The organism is Bradyrhizobium archetypum (assembly GCF_013114835.1).
Lineage (GTDB): Bacteria > Pseudomonadota > Alphaproteobacteria > Rhizobiales > Xanthobacteraceae > Bradyrhizobium > Bradyrhizobium archetypum.
Genome location: NZ_JAAVLW010000001.1, coordinates 302,077 through 324,805, shown reverse-complemented (window position 1 = coordinate 324,805; position 22,729 = coordinate 302,077). Strand labels below are relative to the sequence as shown.

Genomic DNA, 22,729 nt, shown 5'->3' with positions numbered 1-22,729 from the left:
GCGCCAGCTCCCGGCGACAAATCACCGGAAGCGGCAGCATTACTAGGATCTTTATCCTGTGGTGTCAAGTATATAATCAACCCTTCGTTTGTGGAACGTATCGGGAACAGAGCCCGGCTGAAACTTTCGAAAAGCCAAAACAAGCGCCTTCGCGACCGCAGCCTGTTGTGGCTTTTTGCAGGAACCCAAAATATAAATAGGAAAATACCACGTTTATTTTGGGTTTCCATGAAGCGCAGCGATCTCAGCCACACGATCCGCGAGACGCTTAAGAAGCTACCGCCGCCTTACGACTCCCATTACGGGATCATCCCGCCTGCCCCCCCGGAGGACGGCGTGTTCGTTGGAGGAGCGACGAAGGCCTTGGAAGCCGCTCAAGCGGCATTCGGCAAGGTCGACGCCATCGCGGCCCAGATGAAGGACCCCTACATCGTCAGTCGGGTCCTTACCAGACGCGAGGCAGTCAGTTCCTCGTCGATCGAGGGTACCCAGAGCACTCTCGACGAACTGCTTTCCTTCGAAGAGTCGGGTGACGACGGCGCCCGGGACGAAGCGCGCCAAGTTCGCAACTACGCCGTTGCCTTGGACGGATTCATCCCGAGAGCCGCCAATGACGGCTACAGCGTCTTCACGATGGACCTGATCAAGGATCTCCATCGCGCCGTGATGAAGGACGACCCAGACTATCAGGACGTTCCCGGCGACCTCCGCACGCGCGTTGTGTGGATCGGCGGAAACAAAGACATCGCATATTCTAGTTTGAATCCTCCCCCTCCTGCCGACGTCCCCGACTGCCTCGCCCAAACGGTCGATTACCTACGGAACGAGGGGATGCAGCAGATGACGCAAGGGTTCATTACGCGGATTGCGATCGCGCACACCCATTTCGAGGCAGTGCACCCCTTTCGCGACGGCAACGGACGTGTCGGTCGCCTTCTACTTCCGCTCATGATGGCGGCGGAGAAGCATGTGCCTCTGTACCTTTCGCCTTACATCGAAAGCAAAAAGGGCGCGTACTACGCTTCGCTTAAGGATGCTCAACAACGGCTCGACTGGGAGCCCATCATCACCTTCATGGCCGACGCCGTGACCGGTACCGTCGAAGAGCTCATCCGAACCCGGACGGCACTTTCGGAATTGTCCGAGCGCTGGAGGCAGCGCCGAAAATTCCGAAAGGGATCTGCGGCCATGCGAGCCTTGGACGAACTTCATAACTATCCGGTCGTGACTGCGAAGCGGCTCGGCCAACTGCTCGATATCTCGCCTGCACAGATAAATCAGGGCATTGCGCAATTGCAAGAAGCCGGCATTCTGCAAGAGAGGACCGGATACGCGCGCAATCGAATCTACGCCGCTCCCGAAGCTCTCGCTATCATCAACCGTCCGTTCGGCGAAGAGCCTATCTTTGCCGAGGTCGATCCGGACGAGATTGATCCGGACGAGGTTTCGGCCGGCCCAAAAGGGCCGTGATCCGCGTTACATTCGAGGATCAGACAGTCGATCTTCCCTGCGTTCCACGTACTTCGCATAGGCTGGCGGATCCGATCGTAGTCATGCCCGCGGATCTCGAGGTTCTTGCTGCCACTTCCGAAGGGCCCCCGCCAATAAGTAAGACTGAGAACCAAAAGATCGACTCGCCGTCGTTAGGGCCTTCAAGAGGGCAGGCTTTGGAGATGTGAAGCCTCGCGAGGATGTGCAGACCTATAATCGCTAGCTGGCTCAGGGCTTCAAGGTGAAGCCGGGCGAGAAGGCGACCAAGATCAAGCAATTCCGTCTATTCCACAAATCTCAAGTGGAGTGGGTTGGTCAGCCCGCGAAGGAGCCGGCGCCGACCGAGGCCGAAGTCGCAACGATTAAGGCAGCCAAGGCAGCCACGCAAAACAAGCCAGCCAAGGGCAGGGGCAAGGCCAGCGCTGCGGCTCAGGCCACGTTGCCGGTCTGAATGCTGTCATTTCCAGCGGGGCCGCCCAGAAGGCAGCGGCTCGCTGCATTCAATCAAATGGAGGCGTTCGCATAACATTGAACACCACGGTTCATTAAGATGCCAACCGCAGCCCTTGCCAAGAAGCAGAGGGCGGCGCTATGGGAAGCGCTAAACTGTTTCATTGGGAATAATGGCGGCTGGGTAACATCGCAGCCCAGGTATTGCCGATCCAGACCGCCACTGTCGGAACTTCCCGCCAAACTAGAAGCGCTCGGTTACGGTCTGGCTGCTGTTGGAACCGCGGAGCGGTTGCAACACAATGGCCCCGCCACGGTGCAGATGTTCGAACTCGACGCGCGCGGACTGGATCAGCGGTGACGGAAACAGTTTGAGAACATCGAGTGACTAACCGTTCTTGACCCGGTGACTAACATCTCGATAAACCATTGAAATTGTTGCCGTCGAATTAGGTGTTGGCGATCCCGGCAGGACTCGAACCTGGAATGAAACCGTATGAAAGGCGGGCTCTAACCATTCAAGCGCGGGAGAGACATTTGCGGTCGCCGTCGTCGCAAGCGCCCCTTATTTGGACTTTCGTCGCTCCAGCCGTTGCGTCGCGGCTTCCTCCATTACATTCCACGCGGCGCGGTCGTCCTCCAAAGCGGCCTGCTTTATCGCCTTTATGCGTGTGGCGACATCATCGTCAGGAACTGCCTGCCATCACCGAGCGGAGTCCTCCTCCCTCTTTTCGGCGACTTTCTCTTTTCAACCATGCCCCTCCCGTTGTGACCGGTTTTAGCGCCGGAACTTCCCATGCCTCGTGAGTCGCCAACTTCATCGGCGGCTCGGATCTGACCTTCTTCCCCGATTCAGCTTACTGTCGATGGCCGTTTTGTAGAAGAACTCGCGCGCGGCGTGCCGTTTTGGTTGGCCGAACGTCGGTGGTTTGCGGATCGCCCTTTGGCGCAACAACTCTGATGTTGATGACGAAGATCCCAGGCGCAATGTCGCCCTTTGGCAGATCGCGCGATTTCACTACAGTTGCGATGACCAGCGCGATTTGATTCAAGGCGCTGACTAAGGTGACGGCACTGGAGTTCGCTGCGCGTTCGATTTGGTTGATCAATCAGGCGGACTCAGCAGCACGGCAGGGCCTCTACGGCGCCATCATCACCCTCAACTCCTCGCGATGGGCACCACCATCATGGCGATGGGACGACGGCACTCAGAGGACCCGCCGCGCGGACGGGACAGTTCGTGGCTGGGACGGTCGGCGACAAGACGCGCAGCGGGCAGCTGCATGATCGCTTCTAATTAAATAAGAGCCAGTGCTCCGGCCAGCCGGTCTTAAGGACGAAGGCAGCACTGACGCACAGCTCTGCTTTCGAGGGCGAAGCGGAATTGTTGTCCTTGATCTGAGACTCACCGATTTTGAGGCTGACCTTCGCCTGGTCCAGAAGTGCCGACAGGAACATCCCGATCAGAGGAAACTTCGGAATCTGGCGAGTTCCGTGATGTGATCGGCTAACAAGATTTCCGTTACAAGCGGAGGCTGTGGCGCCGTGTGGATCTCGTAAAGATGACGTGTGACCTCAGGCTTCGTCATAAACTCTCGTATGCAGTCGTCCAGCGTGCCTTCCGCCAGCAGATAGGTGCTTCTGTCTGCACGACGTTCGTTGTTTATGGACGGCCATTTGCGAAGCGTGGCGGGCGCATCGAATCGCATGTGAATGTCATTCGCCTCCATCATCTCTGTTGTCGATCGTTCAACATGGCTGCTCCGCCTCTGAACAGTCGGGAACTGCCTGATTGCCTCATGCTGCGCCATAAGACACTGCCAGCCTTTGCCGAAGCCGCGTCTGTTTCTTTACAAAATGGCGCAAAGCGGACGCCCTCAATGATCAGCATTCGCTTGCGGGCAGTAACCCCGCTAAGGCCTTGGCTTCCGATTTGAGAGCATCGATTGCCGACTTGCGGGCTTCAGCATGGAAGCGCGTCTTGATCGCTGATAGCGAAAGGGCGCCCCTCAGTTTGCCGTGTACGTCCATCAACGGCACGGCCGCCGCGCCGACCTCCGGATCCCGCTCTCCGATCGAAACATAAAAGCCTCTATCGCGGATCTTCCTCCCTTCTACGTTCGTTGGCTCGCGGTATGCAGTGAGAATTCGACCGGCGGCGCCGCAATCAATCGGCAATCGCTGGCCTTCTTCGAGATGGTGTCGAACTGAACGTGGAGAATTGACGCGGTAAAGACAGATGCGTTCGTCGCCATCTGCAACATAAAAGGATGCAGTTTCTCCCGTTGCCTCAACCAGACGCCGAAGGGATGGCCGGATGACTTCGCCAAGATCCAGACCGCGCTGATAGAGCGCCCCAAGACGCCACAATTCCGGTCCCGGTCGAAACAACCGGTCCGCGCCGCGGACGAGAAAGCCATCAGCTTCCAAGGAAGAGGCCAATCGGAGCACTGTGCTCTTGTAGAGGTCTGTCATTTCCGCAATCTGCGTCAGCGTCATCGCAGACTGCTCCGCGTCGAAACTTTTCAGGATCGCGAGCGCTCTCCTGACCGCGTCAACTCCTATCTTGCTCATCTCTGCTCCGGGTTCTGAAGAGTAGAACCAGCATAAAATTGAAGTGTTAGATGCCGCCAGATATGGAGGAAGATGGTTCTGTACACCAGAACAGATTGACTTTTTTCGCACGCAGGACTATGGATGCACATAACAGAACGAGTTCTGAAATGCGAGACAATGGAAGGCCACCAACGCTGGCCGTTGACTTGCGCGAGGTAATGATCCGCGTCGGCGCATTCATCCCAGCCAAAAGCATGAACCTCCAGGTAGGCGACGCGGAGTTCGTTGCGGTCGTGGGCCCAATCGGTTGCGGCAAGTCCACCATCCTGAACACTGTCACAGGTCTCTTCAAACACTCGTCGGAGACGTTCAGATCTTCCGCAAGCCGCTCACGGGACTGAATGATCAGTCCGGCTACATGCTCAACAGGCGGGCCTAATGCCGTGGAAGATCGCGCAGGACAACATTGGGCTCCGGCTCGTCTTTCAGGGCAAGTCAGTCGAGGAGGCGCGCGCCGAGGCTCGGTTCGGCCTGACGGGATTTGAGCAGCGTTATCCGCATCCGCTATCAGGCGGGCAACGCAAGCGCGCGGCGATGCAGACGCTCATCACGGAGCCGAGAATTGTTCTCCTGGACGAGCCCTTCTCGGCGCTCGACGTTCACACGCGCCGGCTGATGCACCGCATCCTGCTCGATCTCTGGCAGGCCGAGCGAAGCTCCTTGATCTTCATCGCCCATGATCTCGATGAGGCGATCACGCTGGCTGACCAAGTCGGCGTGACGTCCGCGGGGCCTGCAAGCGGGATGGTCGGCGAGGTCAGGATCACGCTGCCTGATCGCGGGAGGTCTCCGCGCTGCAGACCACGGACGAGTTCGTCGCGCTCTATCGCGAAATCTGGTCGCTGCCTGGTGGGGAAGCGGAGAAGAGCTATGCCGCCCGGAACTAAGCTCGTTGTCACGCAAGTCGCCATATTTGTCGATCTTGTCCCGATCTCGGAGCTCGGGGTGCGATCAGGCCACATCGACGCCTTCTTGTTTCCGGCGCCGTCGCCCCTTGTCGGCAGGATGAGGAAGTGGACGTCGACGCCGGATTTCCGGGGCGATGTTGGCATAACGCTGGTCGAGACGATCCTATCGACTTCAGCCAAAAACTTCACCAATCGCTTCGCCGAGCGTGCGGTCCAGCAACTGAAGTAGCAACCGCAGCGGCCGAAGATACCGCAAAGAAGGCTTCGTCAGATGTCCCTGCCGCTCACCGGTATCCGTGTCCTCGACCTGTCGAACGTATTGGCAGGCCCGTTCTGCGGCTACCATCTCGCGCGCCTCGGCTCGGAGGTTATCAAGATCGAAAACTCCAATGGAGGCGATCTCGCGCGGCGCCTTGGCGCAGATCCGCAAAGGGCAGAGCGCCTTCAGGGGCTCTCGTTCGTCGCCGTGAATGCCGGTAAGCAGTCGGTGGCGCTCGATCTGAAGTCTGAAGCGGGCAGAGAAGTGTTTTTCAGGCTGATGTCCAAGGCCGACGTCCTTCTCGAAAACTTCCGGCCCAAAGTCATGGAGCGGCTTGGTCTCGGTTTTGACGCGTTGTGCAAGCGCAACCCGCGGCTCATCTATTGTGCGATCTCAGGCTTTGGGCAAAACGGTCCTTGGTCCGCCCGCCCGGCCTACGACCAGATCGTCCAGGGCCTTTCCGGCGCGATGAGTATTACTGGTGATGCAGCGACGGCTCCGCTGCGGACCGGCTTCCCGATCTCTGACACCATCGCCGGGCTAACGGCCGCCTTTGCCATCTCGGCCGCCCTCGTCGAGCAGCAGCAAATGGGCAGGGGCCGGTTCATCGACGTGTCGCTGCTCGAGGCGACAATCTCCGCTATGGGATGGGTGGTTTCCAATCACCTGAACGGCGGAGTCGAGCCGCGGCCGATGGGGAACGAGAATTTCACGGCCGCACCCTCCGGCACGTTCCGCACGGCGACCGGCCCGCTGAATATAGCCGCTAACGAGCAGAAACAGTACCGGACCCTTTGCGATCTGATCGGCCGGCCGGATCTGAAGACAGATCCGCGCTTCGCTAAGCGCGAAGCACGTAAAATGAACCGCGCGGCGCTTAGCGACGAGTTGAATGCAGCTTTGAGCTACAGGCCTGCGGAGGAGTGGGAGGCACTGTTGAATGCCGCCGGCGTGCCCGCCGGCTGTGTGCTGACCGTTCCGCAAGTTTTGCGCGAGCCGCAGTTGCTGGAGCGCGGCTTTGTCGAGACGCTTGCGCTCGACAGGGCTGGCGAACCACCATTACGCATTACGCGCCCTGGTTTTCGGCTGGATGAGGCGTTTCCTGTCCCCGCACTCCCTCCGTCGCTCGGTGCGGACACAGAGCGATGGCTGGCTCGGCTCGGTTATACCTGTCCGGAAATTGAGCACCTTATCGCAAGCGGTGCCGCCGGAACTGCACGTCAAGGAGGAGCGGATTTTCCGCGGGTCCGCCCGGCGACGGATGGAGCAGCGTGACGGGCAGGGAGTTGCGCGCAAGCAAGCTTCGGCCGGACATAGGCTGACGAGATTGGAGAACAGAATGAGCGAAACGCAGCTGCGAGAGCAGGCCGCCCATTGGTGGCGGACCTCCATATGCGACATTGCGCCCGGGCGGATCGCCTACCGCGGATACACGATCGAGGAATTGATTGATCAGATTTCCTTCCCCGCAATGATCTGGTTGATGCTGCGCGGCGAGCTACCCACACCGGCGCAGGAGCGGCTGTTGCAGGCTGCACTGGTTGCATCAGTGGATCATGGCCCGCATGCACCTTCTATCGCTATCGCGCAGATGGCTGTCAGTTGTGGGCTGCCGCTCAATGGCGCGATGGCTTCCGCGATCAACACGCTCGGGGACCTGCATGGCGGAGCGGGGGAGCAGGCGATCGAGCTCTACGACGAGGTCCTCCGACGGAGCGAGACCAAGGATCTGGATGAGGCTGCCGCTGAGGCAATCGATCATTTCACCACCACGCGAAGCAAATATCTGCCTGGCTTCGGTCACCGGTTTCATCCCGTCGACCCGCGCGCTGACCCGCTGCTCGTACTAGTCGATGCCGCGGTCAGTGATGCTGCCGTCAGCGGTCGCTACGCCAGCGCTGCGCGCGCGATCGAGCGCGTCATGCGCGAGCGCAAAGGCAAGCTCATCCCGATGAACGTCGATGGAGCCACTGCAGTCATCTACGCGGAGCTGGGCTTTGCTCCACCCCTAGCCCGCGGCATCTTCTGCTTGTCACGCGCGGTAGGCATCCTGGCGCATGCATGGGAGCAGACCGGACGCAAGGACCGCAATAAAGGGCCAATGCCCAAGCAGTTCGCCTACAAATATCAGGGGCAGCCAAAGCGCAGCCTGAAGGAAGCGCCATGATGTACCTTGAGGGACTGCCGCAGCTCATCCAAACGCGCGTCTTTTCGGCCGTGCCCGCCAAATTTCGCCGGCCCGAAGTCCGCTCCGATTGGACGGGGTGTCAACCGTGGAGGCAAGCCCGGTGTGGGGTCGCAAACCCCGCCAAGTCGCGCGCCACTGGTCACCAACATCCGTAACACCGCGCACTGGCGCATCTGGCTCAAGGCGGGAGAACCGCTGCTTAGTGTCCGCCAAAGCTTCAACGGGTGATCGCGGCACTGATTTCAAGTTGATTTACTTGCTGCCATTGCCTGCCCTAAGCCATCTCCTTAGTATCTATCAGACTGGCAGAAGCTGACGATTTCGCTTCCGTGCGTTAAGCTGGCAAGTGTGCGACACGCTCTCCGATATCCTCACGATTGGCAAGTCTCTGCGACTCGCAAGAAGTTCATCAGTAGCACCTGCCCTTGTTGGGTAAGTATCGATTCCGGGTGGAACTGTACGCCATAGGTCGGGTGAGAGCGATGTGCGAGGGCCATGATCTCGCCTTCATCCGAACGCGCTGTCACCGTTAGTTGCGGTGCGCACGATTCGTCGAGCTCAACAACAAGAGAATGGTAGCGGCCAACGCAAAGTGGGGACGCGAGTTCCTTGAACAGTCCGCGGCCGTCATGGGTGACGTATGAGGACCGGCCGTGCATCGGACGACGGGCACGCGCGACGCGTCCGCCGAACACGCTCCCAATACACTGGTGTCCAAGGCAGATGCCGAGAATTGGGAGATGACCCGACAGCTCGCGGATTACGGTTGTCGACAGTCCGGCCTCCATTGGCGTGCAGGGACCGGGGGAGAGGACCAGGGCGTGCGGCTTGAGGCAGGCAAGATCGCTGAGGCTGACGACGTCATTCCGGATCACTGCCGTTGCGGCACCCAGCTGGCGAAAATAGCGGGCAATGTTGAAGACAAAGGAGTCGTAGTTGTCGATAATGACAATCAAAGTGCACCAGATGTGTTAGCACGAAACGCGTCAAATATGCGCTGCGCCTTCGCGAGCGTCTCCTCGTATTCGGCCTCTGGATCTGACATCGCCGTGATCCCGCTCCCTGCATGAAACAGAGCAAAATCATCGTCGATTGTGACAGTGCGGATGGCGATATTCGTATCCATGTGCCCGTTAAAGCCGATAAAGCCGATCGCCCCGCAATAGACCTCTCGCGCCACTCGCTCGATCTCTCCAATGATTTCCATCGATCGCACCTTGGGCGCGCCGGTGATGGAGCCGCCGGGAAAGCAAGCTCGCAATAAGGTGACGGCGTCTTCATCTACGGCAAGTTCACCCGTCACGGTCGACACGAGGTGGTGCACTGAAGCATAGGATTCCAGGGCACACAGCGCTGGAACCTCGACCGACTGCGGCGTGCAAACGCGTGACAGATCGTTGCGCAGGAGGTCCACGATCATCGTGTTCTCGGCACGGTCCTTCTCGGACGCGAGGAGGAGTTCAGCGCGGCGCCGGTCGTCCTTCGAATCAGCGGAGCGCGCGATCGTGCCCTTGATCGGCCGCGTTTCGACCTGCCGTCCATCAAGCTTGAGGAATCGTTCCGGCGAGCTCGAGGCAATGGTCAGCTTGCCGTACCGCATGAGGGCTGCAAAGGGAGCCGGGTTCAATGACCGCAACTGGCAATAGAAGGCCAGCGGATCAAATGAGCTCGATAAGCGGGCGCTGAAGCGCTGCGCAATGTTCGCTTGGAAAACGTCGCCAGCCAGAATCAATTCGATAACGCGCTGCACCGCCGCAATGTAGCCCTCACGGCTGAAGTTAGAATGCCATGCGCCCGCTGTGGCGGGGAAGTCATTCCGCGGCGCCCTTGGGCGGTCGAGCAGCGCTGCAAACTCATCGGCCCGACGACGCGCACGCTCGCGCCGTCGTGCGGGATCCTGCTCCGGCCATCCGGTCGAGACGATCCAGCATCTGTCGTCACGGTGGTCGAAGCTAATGACCACGTCATAGAAATGCAGGATGGATTGCGGCAACCTCTGACCGGAGATTGCTGGCGCGGGCAGTCGCTCCAGTGTCCTGTTCAGATCATAAGCAAAGAAGCCGGCCGCACCGCCCTGGAACGGCGGCAGATCGGGACGATGCTCTTCTGGGTACCTCGCGAGCAGGGTGCGAAGAGCTCGCCACGGATCGCCCGCGAGAGCCTCTGTGTTGTAACTCGCCTGTCCGTCCGTGACCGTATAGGTGCTGAACGGCTCGCAGCTCAGATAGGAATAGCGCCCAAGCAGCTCATGCGTTGCCGCGCTGTCGAGAAACGTCAGGTGCGCTCGATGCGCGAGACAGCGCATCGCGGTGACAGGCTCAATCCACCGCAGTTCGCGGACGTGCATCGCCTTGTCAGTCACTGACAACGGGCGTGCTGGTGGGGCGCGCTGCGATTGCGAATCCCATCCTCGTCTAGCACCCACAAGGTTTTGAGACCGATTGCCAGATTAACTCCCGCCAGTTGACCCGAAGCGCTCACTAACTTCGCTTATCGCTGCCGTCGAGGCGAACCGCGCATCGGCTGATACATTATAGTCGGCCGCGAACCGTAGCTCCCGAAGGGGTCGTACCCGCCTGATCGATTCCTGATACAGATCATGCGCTTTGTACGCTGCCAGCTCCGTCTCGTTGTCGAACTCACCATACACCACCACGTCGATCTCGTTACCGAGCTGGTCGGCCTTGCAATTGCGCGCAATCTCGAGCCGACGTGCATGCGGGATTGTGGTGAGAACCGATAGGCCTTCGATGATTTGCTCGATATGGGCCTGATCCTTGGCGCTGAACAAGACGATGTGACGAATCATGGGTGGCCTTAAGGAGTGATGTCGCAAGGAGGTCGCTTTACTATCTTGGGATCGAGCCCGCTGCAACGGGGGCGCAGCCGCAAGCCGCGTCGCGCGGCAAAAAGGTCGGAGTTTGGCGCTCTTGCGCTTTGCCGGGGTTTGCAACGGACCTCGCCAGATCTCGTTCGCGGTCATGACGAGGGAAGGGCAAGGCGCTCAATAGTTTGAATGTGGCGCGCGAGCAGACTACAGGCTTGATCGACGTTGCGCGCCCGCAGGGCTTGCAAAATCAGGCGGTGATCCTGATTGGACCGCGGTCGCCAGCCGCTACTGCGCGCCATCGCGAACACGAGTCGTGAATTTGCAAGCTGTAGTCCGTCAAGGCTCGCGAGCAGGCGCGGCATCGCGCAGGGCGCCACCAGCGCGTGGTGAAAAGCGCGGTTGGCTATTTCAAACTCCTGAATGGTCTGGGCGGCGTCTCCTTCAATCAGGGCGAGCTCGATCCGTGCCAAATGGCTAGAGGTGAGCTTTGGCGCCGCATTGCGCAACGCGACCACTTCCAGCGCGGCGCGCATCTCAGCGATCTCCTTCACGGAATTGATATTAAGTGGGGCAACTCGCACACCGCGACGGGGCACAGCGACGACAAGATGTTGGGCCTGAAGTTGCCGAAAGGCCTCGCGCACCGGGACGTGGCTCGAATTGAATTCTCGTGCGATATGGTCCTGCCGGAGTGGGGCGTCCGGCTGCAGCTCGCCGCTGATGATGCGCTCGCCGATTGCCTCTGCAATGCGCCCCGCGGTCGTCGTATTCTCGTCGTCAGTCATTATAGATTATCTATCATAAGCGTTTGCACTCGGGAAGCAGGCGAGTGCCCGGCCATGCGCAATGGCCAGGCGTCAAAATGTAAGAGGCACCCTCATTTTGCGGTATTTCTCCAAACTTTGGCTGATTTCGCGGTCTTTACGCGCCAACACACTTTACACCATTGCGTTGAGCGCTAATTGGGGCGCCTGCACGCCGCTCCGAGAGTTCTTGAAGGTCATCTCCCGAGCGTCCAAGTGCTGTTGCCGTGAGCAGTTGTTATAGATTATAGCTTCCATTATCTACGGTAACTTGCTGATGGGAAAGCAAATCTTAATGGTTGGTGGAGTGGGAGCGCAACGGAACGAAAACGGCAACGACGCGCCGGTTCGCAGTAACTGGGAGCGCGCCGAGGCCGAAGCACTTTATGGCCTGCCGTTTGCCGACTTGATGTTTCGGGCCCAGAGCGTTCATCGCGAGAACTTCGATCCAAATCACGTCGAAACCGCAAGTCTGCTCAGCATTAAGACCGGCGGCTGTCCCGAAGACTGCGGCTACTGCGCCCAGAGCGCGTATTATGACACTGGCCTGAAAGCCAGCCGCCTCAAGGCGCGCGCCGATGTGGTCGCCACCGCCCAGCGCGCCAAGGACGCCGGCGCGAGCCGCTTCTGCATGGCCGCCGCCTGGCGCAGTCCAAAAGACCGTGATCTCGATCAGGTCTGCGAGATGGTTGGCGCGGTCAAGGCTCTAGGCATGGAGACCTGCGTCACGCTTGGCATGCTGACGTTGAGGCAGGCCGCGCGGCTCGCTGAGGCCGGGCTCGACTTCTACAATCATAACGTCGACACCTCGCCGGAGTTCTACGGCAGAGTAATCACCACTCGCACCTTGCAAGACCGCATCGACACACTGGCGCAGGTGCGCAGGGCCGGCATCAAGGTGTGCAGCGGCGGCATCATCGGCATGGGTGAGCGTGTCGAGGACCGACTCGGCATGCTTGTGCTGCTCGCCAATCTCCAAAAGCATCCGGAAAGCGTGCCGATCAACCTCTGGAACGAGGTCAAGGGCGTACCGGTCTACGCCACCGCCGAGCGCCCCGATCCGATCACGCACGTGCGCCTGGTGGCTACGGCCCGGATCATGATGCCCAAGAGCGTGGTGCGGTTGTCCGCCGGACGGCAATACATGACCGATGAACTGCAGGCGCTGTGTTTTTTGGCCGGCGCGAATTCAATCTTCATCGGGGATGTGCTGTTGACCACCGAAAACCCGAAAGCCGACCGGGATGCCAATTTGCTGAACCGGCTCGGTATCACGTCCGGGCTTGCCTAAGTAAAGCAGACCAGCGGCGAGCACCCCGCGCGGAAATTTCAGTCTAGGTGAACAATGCAGATTACTTTGATGAAGGGTAAAATCCATCGCGCGTCGGTAACCGAAGCCGATCTACACTATGACGGCTCGATATCGATTGATCGTACGCTGCTGGATGCGGCGGGATTTTTGATCAACGAACGCGTTGAAATCTATAATATCGAAACCGGAGCGCGCTTTGCTACCTATGTGATCGAGGCGCCCAAGGGCTCTGGCACGATAAGCCTCAACGGTGCGGCCGCTCGAATCGCGATGCCCGGAGAGAAAATCATCATCGTTGCATATGCCTCCTTCGATGAGGCGGAAGCGAAAATCTTCAGACCACGCGTTGTTCTGGTTGATCAAGAAAATCGCATCTTACCAGGTTGAAAACATGAAGGCCGATGGATGAAGCCTTGTTCTTGGCTGCCAAATGGAATTTCTGCGTGTAAATGCGACGTGGGAGTGAAGGATGAGCTCGACCCATGCGGCCAAAATGAGAAATTTTGCCACGGCCCTGCATGCCTTAAAAGAAGACGACCGGCTGCGCTGCCTCAAGCCGCGCGCTGGCCTCGACTTTTCTTCGAACGATTATCTTGCGCTGGCGAGCGCGCCACGTATGAAAATGGCCGTCGTGGCCGCGCTCGAAGCCGGCACGCCAGTTGGGGCCGGCGGCTCGCGGCTCTTACGCGGCAATTGCGAGGAACACGAAAGTCTGGAAGCAGAAGCAGCTCAGTTCTTTGGAGCGAAGACGGCGCTTTTCTTTAGCGGCGGCTACTTTGCAAATTTTGCCGTCCTGACATCGCTGCCGCAGCGGGGCGATCTGCTCGTTCTCGATTCTCTTGTGCATGCGAGCATTCATGAAGGCGCGCGCGCTGGCCGGGCGGAGTTTCGGATAAGCGATCATAACGACGCCCAATCGGTCGAAGACAAAATTCGTGACTGGCGGGTCAAGGGCGGAACGGGCCGGGTCTGGATCGTGGCCGAAAGTCTCTACAGCATGGATGGCGATTTCGCACCACTTAAAGATCTGGTCGCGATCGCGGACCGGCACGACGCTTTCCTGATCGTGGATGAGGCCCATGCCACAGGCGTCTACGGCAGGCAGGGACGGGGGCTCACCGCGCCCTACGAGGGGAGCGAAAATCTCCTAGTCGTTCATACCTGCGGCAAGGCGCTGGGCGCTGCTGGTGCGCTCGTCACTTGCACACGCGTGCTGCGCGACTTCTTGGTCAATCGTTGTCGCCCGTTTATCTTCGCCACCGCTCCCCCACCGTTGATGGCTGTCGCCGTGCGGGAAGCACTCTCAATTCTGCAGGAGGAGCCTGAGCGTCAGCAGCGTCTGGCCAAGCTGGTCGCCTTCACTCATCGGAAGATTCGTTTGCGCGGTCTGCGCAGTCCTTCGGACTCGCAGATCGTGCCCTACATCATTGGCGACAACGCCCATACAATGCGGCTCGCCTCTGCACTGCAGGCGCGCGGCTTCGACATACGTGGAATCCGGCCGCCAACCGTGCCGGCGGGAACGGCACGATTAAGAATTTCAATCACGCTCAAAGTTCGCGAAGATGATGTATCGGACATGATTGATGCGTTGGTCGAAGAGACGTTGGGCGGTTCGCGATGACTCAGCGGATCGTTGTGACAGGCACAGATACCGGAATTGGGAAATCGGTCTTTTCCGCAGGGCTCGCCAATCTCCTCGGCGCGAACTATTGGAAACCGATTCAGGCCGGCCTTGAAGGAGAGACCGATAGCGAGCTCGTGGCGCGGCTGGGCAGTCTCTCACCCGATCGCATCGTGCCAGAGCTTTACCGCCTTCGAACGCCCGCTTCGCCCCATTACTCAGCCGAAATCGACGGAGTTCGCATCGACACAGATGCGATCGATGTGCCGGACAGCGGGGAGCGTCCGCTCGTGATCGAGGGCGCCGGCGGGCTAATGGTCCCGCTGAGTGGCGGCACACTTTTTGTCGACGTCTTCGAACGCTGGCGGCTTCCCGTCGTGCTTTGCGCAAACACGCGACTTGGCACCATCAATCACGCGCTGCTGTCGATAGAAGCTCTGCGAAGGCGCCAGATCCGCATTCTCGGAATTGCATTCATTGGCGAACGAAATGTTGAGCCTGAGAGGGCAATTTGCGAAATCGGACGCGTGCGTTGGTTGGGGCGATTGCCTTGGCTTTCTCCTCTCACGGCAAACGCGCTGCAGGCGGTCTTCAAAGACTCGTTTGTCCCTTGGGACTTCAAACCATGATCAAGACGAAGTCGCCGATCTGGCATCCTTTCACGCAGCACGCGCTTCAGGATGAGATGATCAAGATCGTGCGTGGTGACGGCGCTTATCTCCACACCGCGGACGGTCGCCGTATCATAGATGCAATCTCATCTTGGTGGGTCGTGACCCATGGTCATTGCCATCCACATATCGTGCGCGCGATTCAGAAGCAGGCAGGCAAGCTCAACCAGATGATCTTCGCCGGCTACACCCATGATCCAGCTGAAGAGGTCGCTGCGCTACTTTTGAAACTCGCGCCTCATGGCCTCGACCATGTCTTCTTTTCCGACAGTGGCTCAGCCAGTGTGGAAGTAGCTCTAAAAATGGCACTCGGCTATTGGCATAACATCGGCAAGCAGCGAATACGCATTGTCGTGATGCAACATTCCTATCACGGCGACACGGTTGGGGCGATGTCGGTAGGTGCTAGAAGCGTGTTCAACGCGGCGTACGGGCCCCTTCTGTTCGAGGTTACCTCAATCCCGTTCCCCGCGAGAGGTCGCGAGCAGGTGACGCTCGATGCGCTCGAGTCCGTTTGTCGAAACGAAATTCCGGCCGCTTTTATTGTGGAGCCTCTGATATTGGGTGCGGGCGGTATGCTGATGTACCCAGCCTGGGTGCTAAAAGAGATGAAGCGAATCTGCGAAGCATCCGAGGTTCTGTTCATAGCCGATGAGGTCATGACGGGCTGGGGCCGTACCGGAACCTTATTCGCCTGCGAGCAGGCCAATGTGACGCCCGATATTGCCTGCTATTCGAAGGGACTCACGGGAGGAGCGCTTCCGCTCGCGGTAACACTCTGCCGCGCGGATATTTTTGACGCTCATTATTCGAAGGACCGTACACGTACGTTCTTTCATTCGAGTTCATATACCGCCAATCCGGTTGCCTGCGCCGCCGCAAAGGCCAACCTGGATCTCTGGCAAAGTCAGGAATCTCGCCAGCTCGTGGCGTCGGTTGCCGCCATGCAAGAGCGGGCCGTTGAGCCATTCCGCGCCGACCCACGCTTTGCAAACGTCCGTCGGGCGGGCACCATCACAGCACTCGATCTGCAAACGAGCGATGCCGGCTATCTCGCTAGCACCGGACCGAAGCTTCAGGCCTTCTTTAAAGACCAAAATCTGTTGCTGCGCCCGCTTGGTAACACGATCTATGTGATGCCGCCTTACTGCGTCACAGCGACAGATCTTGACCAAATCTATGCCGCCATCAGGGATTCTGCTGATGCGCTGGCTTGAGGATGCGCTTGGTGCGTGTAGGTACTATAGCTTTTAACCGTTTCGGCGCTTGGCCGATCGTTATCTAGCTGAATATCAATCTACAGCAAGCTTAGAGTGTTGCTGATATACCAGATGCCAAACGCACCTGTGATGTCGTGAATTCTGCTAGTGTTGCTGGTAGCGCTCCCACAGGTGTACGGCAGCCCAAAGACGCTTCCCATGAGGCAAGTGCGGCTGAGAAGTTCTTCTTTGATGGTCCGCGGTCAAAAACGTCTCCGCACGTTCTTCTGAGGAACGCGAACACCTCGGCTCGCCAAGGCAGCCGCAAAATCTACATCTTACCCAGCCCACAGTGACCATGCATTTCGAGCAGCAGGACGTAAATATCGGATTGCCGCCCTTTGACAGCGCAAAAGGATGAGGTGGCAGATCACGAGATCGGGCGAGCGCTGCCACACGCCCCCTCAGCTCGGGTAGTTGAAATCCGTCGAAGGAAGTCGTTCGATCGCAGGATCTCACCGCCGACGCCCGGCTCATTGCATTAATCAAGACGAATATATTCGTTACAAATTGGAAATCTCAGCGAAGCACTCCGATTGAACCGTCGCTTCACGAAGGAGGCGCACATCAGGGTCAAACTCTTGCGCCCAGTGCCCGTACCCGCCGGCAGACTTTGCATCGCCGAATCGGCATTTCACGTGCGGGCGTGGTGCTGAGGCGATGAAAGTGCAGGGGCGCCGAACTCCGATAGGAGGCGATGCGCAACTGCTCCCATAATCCCTACAGGATCAAGTGAGGTGCTGTGCGATATGCGGCGAAAGTTCGGGCTGATGCGCTACCACTGCTGGCGAACGGCCCTTGTTCCATGAAATGCGTCGACGGCTTCAAGGCGCAGCGGGAGGCCGACCACAAATGGCTTCGCTGCTTGTGAGCGGCTTAATACGCGGCACCGGGTCGCCGCGGGAGACAGGCTCCGCGGCAAAAGCGCATTAGCGGAGTTGAAAAACTCGTCATTGGAATTCGGTGTGACGCGTTAAAGAGTAGCATGGAAGTATCAAATGACAGAAACGTCGGCAACAATCATCGACTTTACTGCTTACAGGATGAACAAGCGTGCTGCGGCTGACCTGTCGCGCGACGAAGTTTGGTTGACCGCGCCGTATCGAGCGGTCGCATCCTTCTATTTCTTCTGGCCGTTTCTGGCCTGGATCCCGTTTGGTTTGCTGGATCCGTCCGTGTCGGAACAGGAGCCTTCGTGAGCAGTCTCCGGACGCGGCGCAGGGAACTAGCGACGGAGATGGATGCGCGACAGTTAACGCTTGTGCGTAGGTCCTAATTGTGGAGACGAAAGATCGTTCTTCCCACCATTGACAGTTTTCTCTTGACTTCCATAGGAAGCACTGACTGCAGGGATAAGAGGCAAGCGATCGATCGAGATCTAAAATGAGTCACAGTTAAGAGCGGGCTTCTTGAACGTGTCGCGATCGCAATGCTGCAGCGGTGGACAGTGGAGGGACGTCGTGTCGCCTGGGCCACCGCGTATGACACTATTCCGGCGCGCATTGCCCATACCATCGTCGAAGTATCCTGGTCGGAGATAGCGTTGGCAACGTTGCCTGGGATTCGGCAACACAGTGCCTGTCAGCATGGCCTAGGGGATTATCACTTGGATGCGGTTGCCGCGCAGACAGGCAGATCCATGCCTTGCTTCTGGCGGAACGCCGGAGGACCATCTCGGTCTCACCCCCGGAGCGTTAATGTCATGCGTAGATCCGAGGTGCAGGGAATGAAAGCCGTCCAAATGACTGAGTGTGCTAAGATATACGTAGACTTGCACTGAATAGGTGTTTTCGTGGATGAGCAGTTTTTAAAGGACCGGGCCCGGATCATTCGCGATCTAGCGGACAAGGCAGACCCTTTCACTAGAAAAAGGCTGCTGGACCTAGCGGAACGGTATGACAGACGTATGAGACCGACGGTCTCAGATGACAAAGCGCGGCGAAACTAATGGTCGTCTGGAAGTATGCCGACCGATCTGGCGGCTCACCTTGATTGCTGGCCGATTTCGTGGTCGACATACATGAGCGACGCTCTGGAGTCCGCCTGAAGAGACCCGACCGCACCTTTTCTTGCAGAGCCGCTCGCGCCTGAAGACGCGGAGGCGGCTTGTTACATTACGAGGACGTCAATCGCCGGTCTTGCGGAGGCGTCCTATTGTCGAAATTAGGATGGGTGACCGTACGCCGTCATTTACGAACAACTGTTCGCCGAGGCTAATGACCCTGTATCTGCGCGAGAACCTACTCGCACCATGCGTTTTTGCGTTCAAAGCCCATTAAATCCTGCAAATCGATCTCTTGCCGGATGCAGAAAAAAGGCCGCGCGAACGGTACGCGCGGCCAAGTCAGGGAGGAAACGCCCCAAGGGGCCGCTGAAGGAGCATCGAGATGAGTAGATCGATCACTCACCGAGAACTCCAAGCTTGTGAGAGCATCAGTGTTACGAGACGCTTTTCTATTCGTCTCTAGTCGCGCGAAGTGATCGAATACTTGAGTTCTTGCGCGGTTTGGCGGTAATTTTTGTGCATGTCTCGCATCTTTTGTGCAAAGATGATCAACTGGACGCAGCGCGCAGCTCAACGTATCGGTCGGTCTACTGCGATAAGCCCGGATACCTAGGGAGGTCACCGTTCCCTTCTTTGTTCAGGCGGGATGTCGTTTCGGCGACACTCATCACGGGTTTCGGTGATCTATTACAAGCCTGTACGTGACGTGCACTGCGAGTTCAGAATCGTGGGCAGCTACAGGCCTATGGGAAGTCAATGTAGCGCATCGATGGCTCGTCGGCATCGGCCGGACCGAGCTGGTCCGAGGCTGACAGGCAAGCCGCAAGCACTGCCGATGTCTGCTCCATGGCCTGCAAATAGCGAAGCGTCACGCGGATATGGCGCGGGCAAAATGGTCGTTTCGGAGTGCGACGGTGGACGGTTCAAGTCCGCAGACGACAGAATGGATGACATGCCGCTCGAAGGCCACGAGATCGGGATTGCCCGTAACTTTCAAGCAAGTGCCTGGAAGGTGATTCGGCAGTCATGCCTGGATGGGCGTTTTTTGGCCTAGTTGGTCGCGGAACGAATGCAGGGGATGGAGGTGCGCGCAGGTGGGCAACCCTCGGGCACTGGCTATGTCACCGCTAGCGTACGGCGATGCGACAGTAGTTCGGCAAGATATGGGTGTGACTCGCGATACAGCACATAAGCGCGTGCAGAGTTGCGGCGGGCGCCTACCGAGTTTCCCGTCGTGCTCAACACCGCGGAAATGTGCGTGCCTTTGCCGAGCGGATGCCGGGCGTGCCGCTGCTCGCCAACATGACCGTCTTCGGCAAGACGCCGTTTCCTTGCGATGGCAGAATTCGGGGTAACTGTTCAATGGTGATCTGGCCGGTGTCTGCGCTGCGGGTGGCGAACAAGGGGCAGGAGGATCTGTAGGCTGCGATCGCGCGACCGCCGCACCCACAAGATTGTCGATCGAATCCAGACGCGCGCCCAACTCTATGGGACGATCGGGCCGCACGATGACGAGGCCTAGATGCTTGCGTTCTCCAGACAATCGCTCCCGAGAAACCGCACAGGTGATTATCGAGAGGTTGACGGAACGGTCCTCTTGCAGGTAATCGGAGTTGTCGAGGTTCTCCGGATCAATCCGGAGCCAAGAGGGAAGCTGGTGCGATGCCGGCGCTGCCCCCGCAACTGTAAGCGGCGAGCCACTGTCCAACAGAAGTCACTGAAGCCACGCGGCTTCGGGAAGGCCGGACAGCGGGCGACGACCCGCGAGCCAGGAGACCTGGCCCCGACAATATATTCGTCCACGGGCGGGGTGTCCCGGTGGTGCGCCAAGCAGTTGCCGCTTCGGCGGCTTTTTCTGCACGCGTCCGCCATGGCCTTTGCTCCCAACATGGGGTTGAAGCTATGTCTCTTCTCTCGATTCCTGTCGCCACACTCGGCACGCCGCGCATCGGTCCGCGCCGCGAACTGAAAGTAGCGCTCGAGAGCTATTGGGCCGGAAAGTCTGACGAAACGCAGCTTCTTGAGACTGCGGCTGCGCTTCGCGCCGCTAACTGGTCGCGGCAGAAATCGCTCGGTGTAACCGTTATTCCTTCAAACGACTTCTCGCTTTATGACCATGTGCTCGATACCAGCGTGATGGTCGGTGCCATTCCGGAAATTTACGGTTGGAGTGCAGGCCCTGTTTCGCTCAAGACCTACTTTGCGATGGCACGGGGCGCACAGCGCGATGACCATGAGGCGAATTGCGGTCAGGCCGAGCACGGCGCGGCAGCGCAGCAGATGACCAAATGGTTCGATACCAATTATCACTACATGGTGCCGGAATTTCACAAGGACCAAACCTTCACGCTTTCCTCTCGCAAGCCGATCGAGGAGTATGAAGAAGCGAAAAGCCAGGGTTATCAGACGCGCCCGGTGCTGGTTGGTCCAGTCACCTTTCTCAAGCTCGGCAAGAGCGCCGATCCTGCATTCGATCCGCTATTGCTCCTCGATAGGCTGCTGCCGGTCTATGTAGATGTTCTCCGCGAACTCACGTTAAGGGGTGCCGAGTGGGTGCAACTGGACGAGCCATGTTTGGTCCTGGACCTCGATGATGCCACACGCGACGGGCTGCGCCGGACCTACACTCATCTGGCCGAGAAGGTTCCCGACCTCAAGATCATGCTCGCTACCTATTTTGGAACGATCGGCGACAACCTGGAAACCGCTTTGACGTTGCCGGTCGCGGGCCTTCACATCGACCTGGTCCGCGCCCCGGAGCAGTTGAGCGCGATTGTCGCCGACGCTCGAAGGGATCTTGTCATCTCCCTCGGCATCGTCGATGGCCGCAATGTCTGGCGTTCGAACCTTCCAGCGGTGCTCGATCGGCTCGAACTTGCCATCGCAAAGCTCGGCAAGGACCGCGTGCAGATTGCACCCTCATGCTCGCTGCTTCATGTCCCGATCGACCTCGAACTCGAGACGGATCTTGATCCCGATGTGAAAAGCTGGCTTGCTTTCTCCGTCCAGAAGATCGGAGAACTCGCAACGCTGGGGCGCGTGCTGGCTAAAGGATGGAAGGAAGCGGCGGATGTACTTGAGGCCTCGGAAGGCGCTGCCGTCGCGCGCGAAACGTCACCCAACGTTCACAATGCGAACGTCGCCAAGCGAATGGCTGCAATCGATGACAGCATGCGGCGTCGCCACAGTCCTTTCGCCCGGCGCGCCGAAGTTCAGCGCGCGCGGTTCGGATTGCCGACATTTCCCACGACGACGATCGGATCGTTCCCACAGACGGTGGAGGTTCGCAACGCCCGCGCAGCCCATGCGCGGGGAACGATGAGCGACGCACAATACGAGCAGTTTCTCAAGGAGGAGACGGCGCGCGCGGTGCGCTGGCAGGAAGACATTGGTCTCGACGTTCTCGTGCATGGCGAGTTCGAGCGCAATGACATGGTGCAGTATTTCGGTGAGCGGCTGTCCGGCCTCGCATTCACCAAACATGGTTGGGTTCAGTCCTACGGCTCGCGTTATGTTCGGCCGCCCATCCTGTTTGGCGATGTCTCCCGGCCGAAACCCATGGCGATGGAGTGGTGGCGCTTCGCGCAATCGCTCACCAAGAAGCCACTGAAGGCGATGCTGACAGGACCGGTGACGATCCTGAACTGGTCGTTCGTCCGTGATGATATTCCACGGAGCGAAGCATGCCATCAGATCGCGCTCGCGATACGTGACGAGGTGGTCGATCTGGAGAGGTCCGGCGCGATGATGATCCAGATTGACGAGGCTGCGCTCCGAGAAGGATTGCCGCTGCGCAAGTCACAATGGAAGACCTACCTCGGCTGGGCAGTAGACAGCTTCCGCATCTGCTCGTCTGGCGTGGCCGACGAGACCCAGATCCACACCCATATGTGTTATTCCGAGTTCAACGACATCATCGATGCGATCGCGGCAATGGATGCCGACGTCATCTCGATCGAGACGTCGCGATCAAAAATGCAACTGCTTGATGCCTTCAAGAGCTACAAATATCCAAACGAGATCGGGCCCGGCGTTTACGACATCCATTCGCCGCGCGTGCCGGACGCAGCCGAGATGAAAAACCTCATTGCGCTGGCGCGGCAGCGACTTTCCGATGCTCAGCTCTGGATCAATCCCGATTGCGGCCTGAAAACGCGCCGATGGGAGGAGGTGCGTCCCGCGCTCATCAATATGGTCGCGGCTGCCCGTGAATTGCGGATGGCGTCCTGATCCCGAGGCAGTCGCCGATCTCCGACCTCTTTTTTTTTCACAGGGAGCCCCGATGCGTTTCTGAATCAAATGCACCCGCTTTG

Annotated in this window: 20 protein-coding genes and 1 riboswitch; of the genes, 14 read left to right on the top strand and 6 right to left on the bottom strand. The window is 58.7% G+C overall.

The window, feature by feature from the left end:
* Positions 1-228 precede the first annotated feature (228 nt).
* Both HCN50_RS01415 and HCN50_RS01410 read left to right on the top strand, forming a co-directional pair.
* Positions 229-1,470 (top strand): Fic family protein, encoded by a 1,242-nt coding sequence (locus tag HCN50_RS01415; RefSeq protein WP_171707823.1) that lies wholly within the window; start codon positions 229-231, stop codon positions 1,468-1,470.
* A 262-nt stretch (positions 1,471-1,732) separates the two neighbouring features.
* Positions 1,733-1,942, top strand: a complete 210-nt coding sequence (locus HCN50_RS01410) for a hypothetical protein (protein WP_171707822.1) — start codon at positions 1,733-1,735, stop codon at positions 1,940-1,942.
* 856 nt (positions 1,943-2,798) lie between these two features.
* Here HCN50_RS01410 and HCN50_RS01405 read toward each other — a convergent pair.
* Positions 2,799-3,050, bottom strand: a complete 252-nt coding sequence (locus HCN50_RS01405; protein ID WP_171707821.1) for a hypothetical protein — start codon at positions 3,048-3,050, stop codon at positions 2,799-2,801.
* 775 nt (positions 3,051-3,825) lie between these two features.
* A complete protein-coding gene (locus HCN50_RS01400; RefSeq protein ID WP_171707820.1) occupies positions 3,826-4,515 on the bottom strand; it encodes an IclR family transcriptional regulator in 690 nt (229 codons plus the stop codon).
* Between the two features lie 50 nt (positions 4,516-4,565).
* On the opposite strand from HCN50_RS01400, the gene HCN50_RS34405 reads away from it, so the two are divergent.
* The 4 genes from HCN50_RS34405 to HCN50_RS01380 all read left to right on the top strand — a co-directional run bounded on the left by HCN50_RS34405 (position 4,566) and on the right by HCN50_RS01380 (position 7,891).
* Positions 4,566-4,898, top strand: a complete 333-nt coding sequence (locus HCN50_RS34405) for an ATP-binding cassette domain-containing protein (protein ID WP_311966954.1) — start codon at positions 4,566-4,568, stop codon at positions 4,896-4,898.
* Positions 4,899-4,935: 37 nt separating this feature from the next.
* Complete coding sequence (locus HCN50_RS01395; RefSeq protein ID WP_283812035.1) at positions 4,936-5,694, top strand: ATP-binding cassette domain-containing protein; 759 nt, start codon at positions 4,936-4,938, stop codon at positions 5,692-5,694.
* Positions 5,695-5,736: 42 nt separating this feature from the next.
* Positions 5,737-6,999 (top strand): CaiB/BaiF CoA transferase family protein, encoded by a 1,263-nt coding sequence (locus tag HCN50_RS01385; RefSeq protein ID WP_171707818.1) that lies wholly within the window; start codon positions 5,737-5,739, stop codon positions 6,997-6,999.
* 64 nt (positions 7,000-7,063) lie between these two features.
* Positions 7,064-7,891 (top strand): citryl-CoA lyase, encoded by an 828-nt coding sequence (locus HCN50_RS01380; RefSeq protein WP_171708404.1) that lies wholly within the window; start codon positions 7,064-7,066, stop codon positions 7,889-7,891.
* 392 nt (positions 7,892-8,283) lie between these two features.
* Here the strand turns inward: HCN50_RS01380 and HCN50_RS01375 are convergent, their stop codons facing one another.
* The 4 genes from HCN50_RS01375 to HCN50_RS01360 form a co-directional block, all read right to left on the bottom strand.
* Positions 8,284-8,868 carry an anthranilate synthase component II gene (locus HCN50_RS01375; protein ID WP_171707817.1) on the bottom strand — a complete coding sequence of 195 codons (585 nt, stop codon included), beginning with the start codon at positions 8,866-8,868 and terminating at the stop codon, positions 8,284-8,286.
* On the bottom strand, positions 8,865-10,259 hold the full coding sequence (pabB, locus tag HCN50_RS01370) for an aminodeoxychorismate synthase component I (RefSeq protein WP_171708403.1): 1,395 nt from the start codon (positions 10,257-10,259) through the stop codon (positions 8,865-8,867). Before pabB ends, HCN50_RS01375 begins: the two co-directional genes overlap by 4 nt.
* A gap of 102 nt (positions 10,260-10,361) precedes the next feature.
* Positions 10,362-10,721, bottom strand: a complete 360-nt coding sequence (locus HCN50_RS01365) for a Dabb family protein (RefSeq protein ID WP_171707816.1) — start codon at positions 10,719-10,721, stop codon at positions 10,362-10,364.
* A gap of 170 nt (positions 10,722-10,891) precedes the next feature.
* Positions 10,892-11,527: a GntR family transcriptional regulator gene (locus HCN50_RS01360; RefSeq protein WP_171707815.1), complete on the bottom strand. Its 636-nt coding sequence runs from the start codon at positions 11,525-11,527 to the stop codon at positions 10,892-10,894.
* A gap of 313 nt (positions 11,528-11,840) precedes the next feature.
* Between HCN50_RS01360 and bioB the strand changes: the two genes are divergently transcribed.
* The 8 genes from bioB (at position 11,841) to metE (ending at position 22,646) form a co-directional block, all read left to right on the top strand.
* The gene (bioB, locus tag HCN50_RS01355; protein WP_171708402.1) at positions 11,841-12,836 is read left to right on the top strand and encodes a biotin synthase BioB; all 996 of its coding nucleotides are present in this window, start codon (positions 11,841-11,843) and stop codon (positions 12,834-12,836) included.
* A gap of 54 nt (positions 12,837-12,890) precedes the next feature.
* A complete protein-coding gene (gene panD / locus HCN50_RS01350) occupies positions 12,891-13,244 on the top strand; it encodes an aspartate 1-decarboxylase (protein WP_065749189.1) in 354 nt (117 codons plus the stop codon).
* An 82-nt stretch (positions 13,245-13,326) separates the two neighbouring features.
* The gene (locus tag HCN50_RS01345) at positions 13,327-14,481 is read left to right on the top strand and encodes an 8-amino-7-oxononanoate synthase (RefSeq protein WP_171707814.1); all 1,155 of its coding nucleotides are present in this window, start codon (positions 13,327-13,329) and stop codon (positions 14,479-14,481) included.
* Positions 14,478-15,110: a dethiobiotin synthase gene (gene bioD / locus HCN50_RS01340; RefSeq protein ID WP_171707813.1), complete on the top strand. Its 633-nt coding sequence runs from the start codon at positions 14,478-14,480 to the stop codon at positions 15,108-15,110. The genes HCN50_RS01345 and bioD overlap by 4 nt, the downstream gene beginning before the upstream one ends.
* On the top strand, positions 15,107-16,369 hold the full coding sequence (locus HCN50_RS01335) for an adenosylmethionine--8-amino-7-oxononanoate transaminase (protein WP_171707812.1): 1,263 nt from the start codon (positions 15,107-15,109) through the stop codon (positions 16,367-16,369). Before bioD ends, HCN50_RS01335 begins: the two co-directional genes overlap by 4 nt.
* Before the next feature lie 1,040 nt (positions 16,370-17,409).
* A complete protein-coding gene (locus HCN50_RS01330) occupies positions 17,410-17,610 on the top strand; it encodes a hypothetical protein (RefSeq protein ID WP_171707811.1) in 201 nt (66 codons plus the stop codon).
* 2,060 nt (positions 17,611-19,670) lie between these two features.
* Positions 19,671-19,838: a hypothetical protein gene (locus HCN50_RS01325; protein WP_171707810.1), complete on the top strand. Its 168-nt coding sequence runs from the start codon at positions 19,671-19,673 to the stop codon at positions 19,836-19,838.
* Between the two features lie 181 nt (positions 19,839-20,019).
* A riboswitch (cobalamin riboswitch) is annotated at positions 20,020-20,215 on the top strand.
* 103 nt (positions 20,216-20,318) lie between these two features.
* Positions 20,319-22,646 (top strand): 5-methyltetrahydropteroyltriglutamate--homocysteine S-methyltransferase, encoded by a 2,328-nt coding sequence (gene metE / locus HCN50_RS01320; RefSeq protein WP_171707809.1) that lies wholly within the window; start codon positions 20,319-20,321, stop codon positions 22,644-22,646.
* The last annotated feature ends 83 nt before the right edge of the window (positions 22,647-22,729 follow it).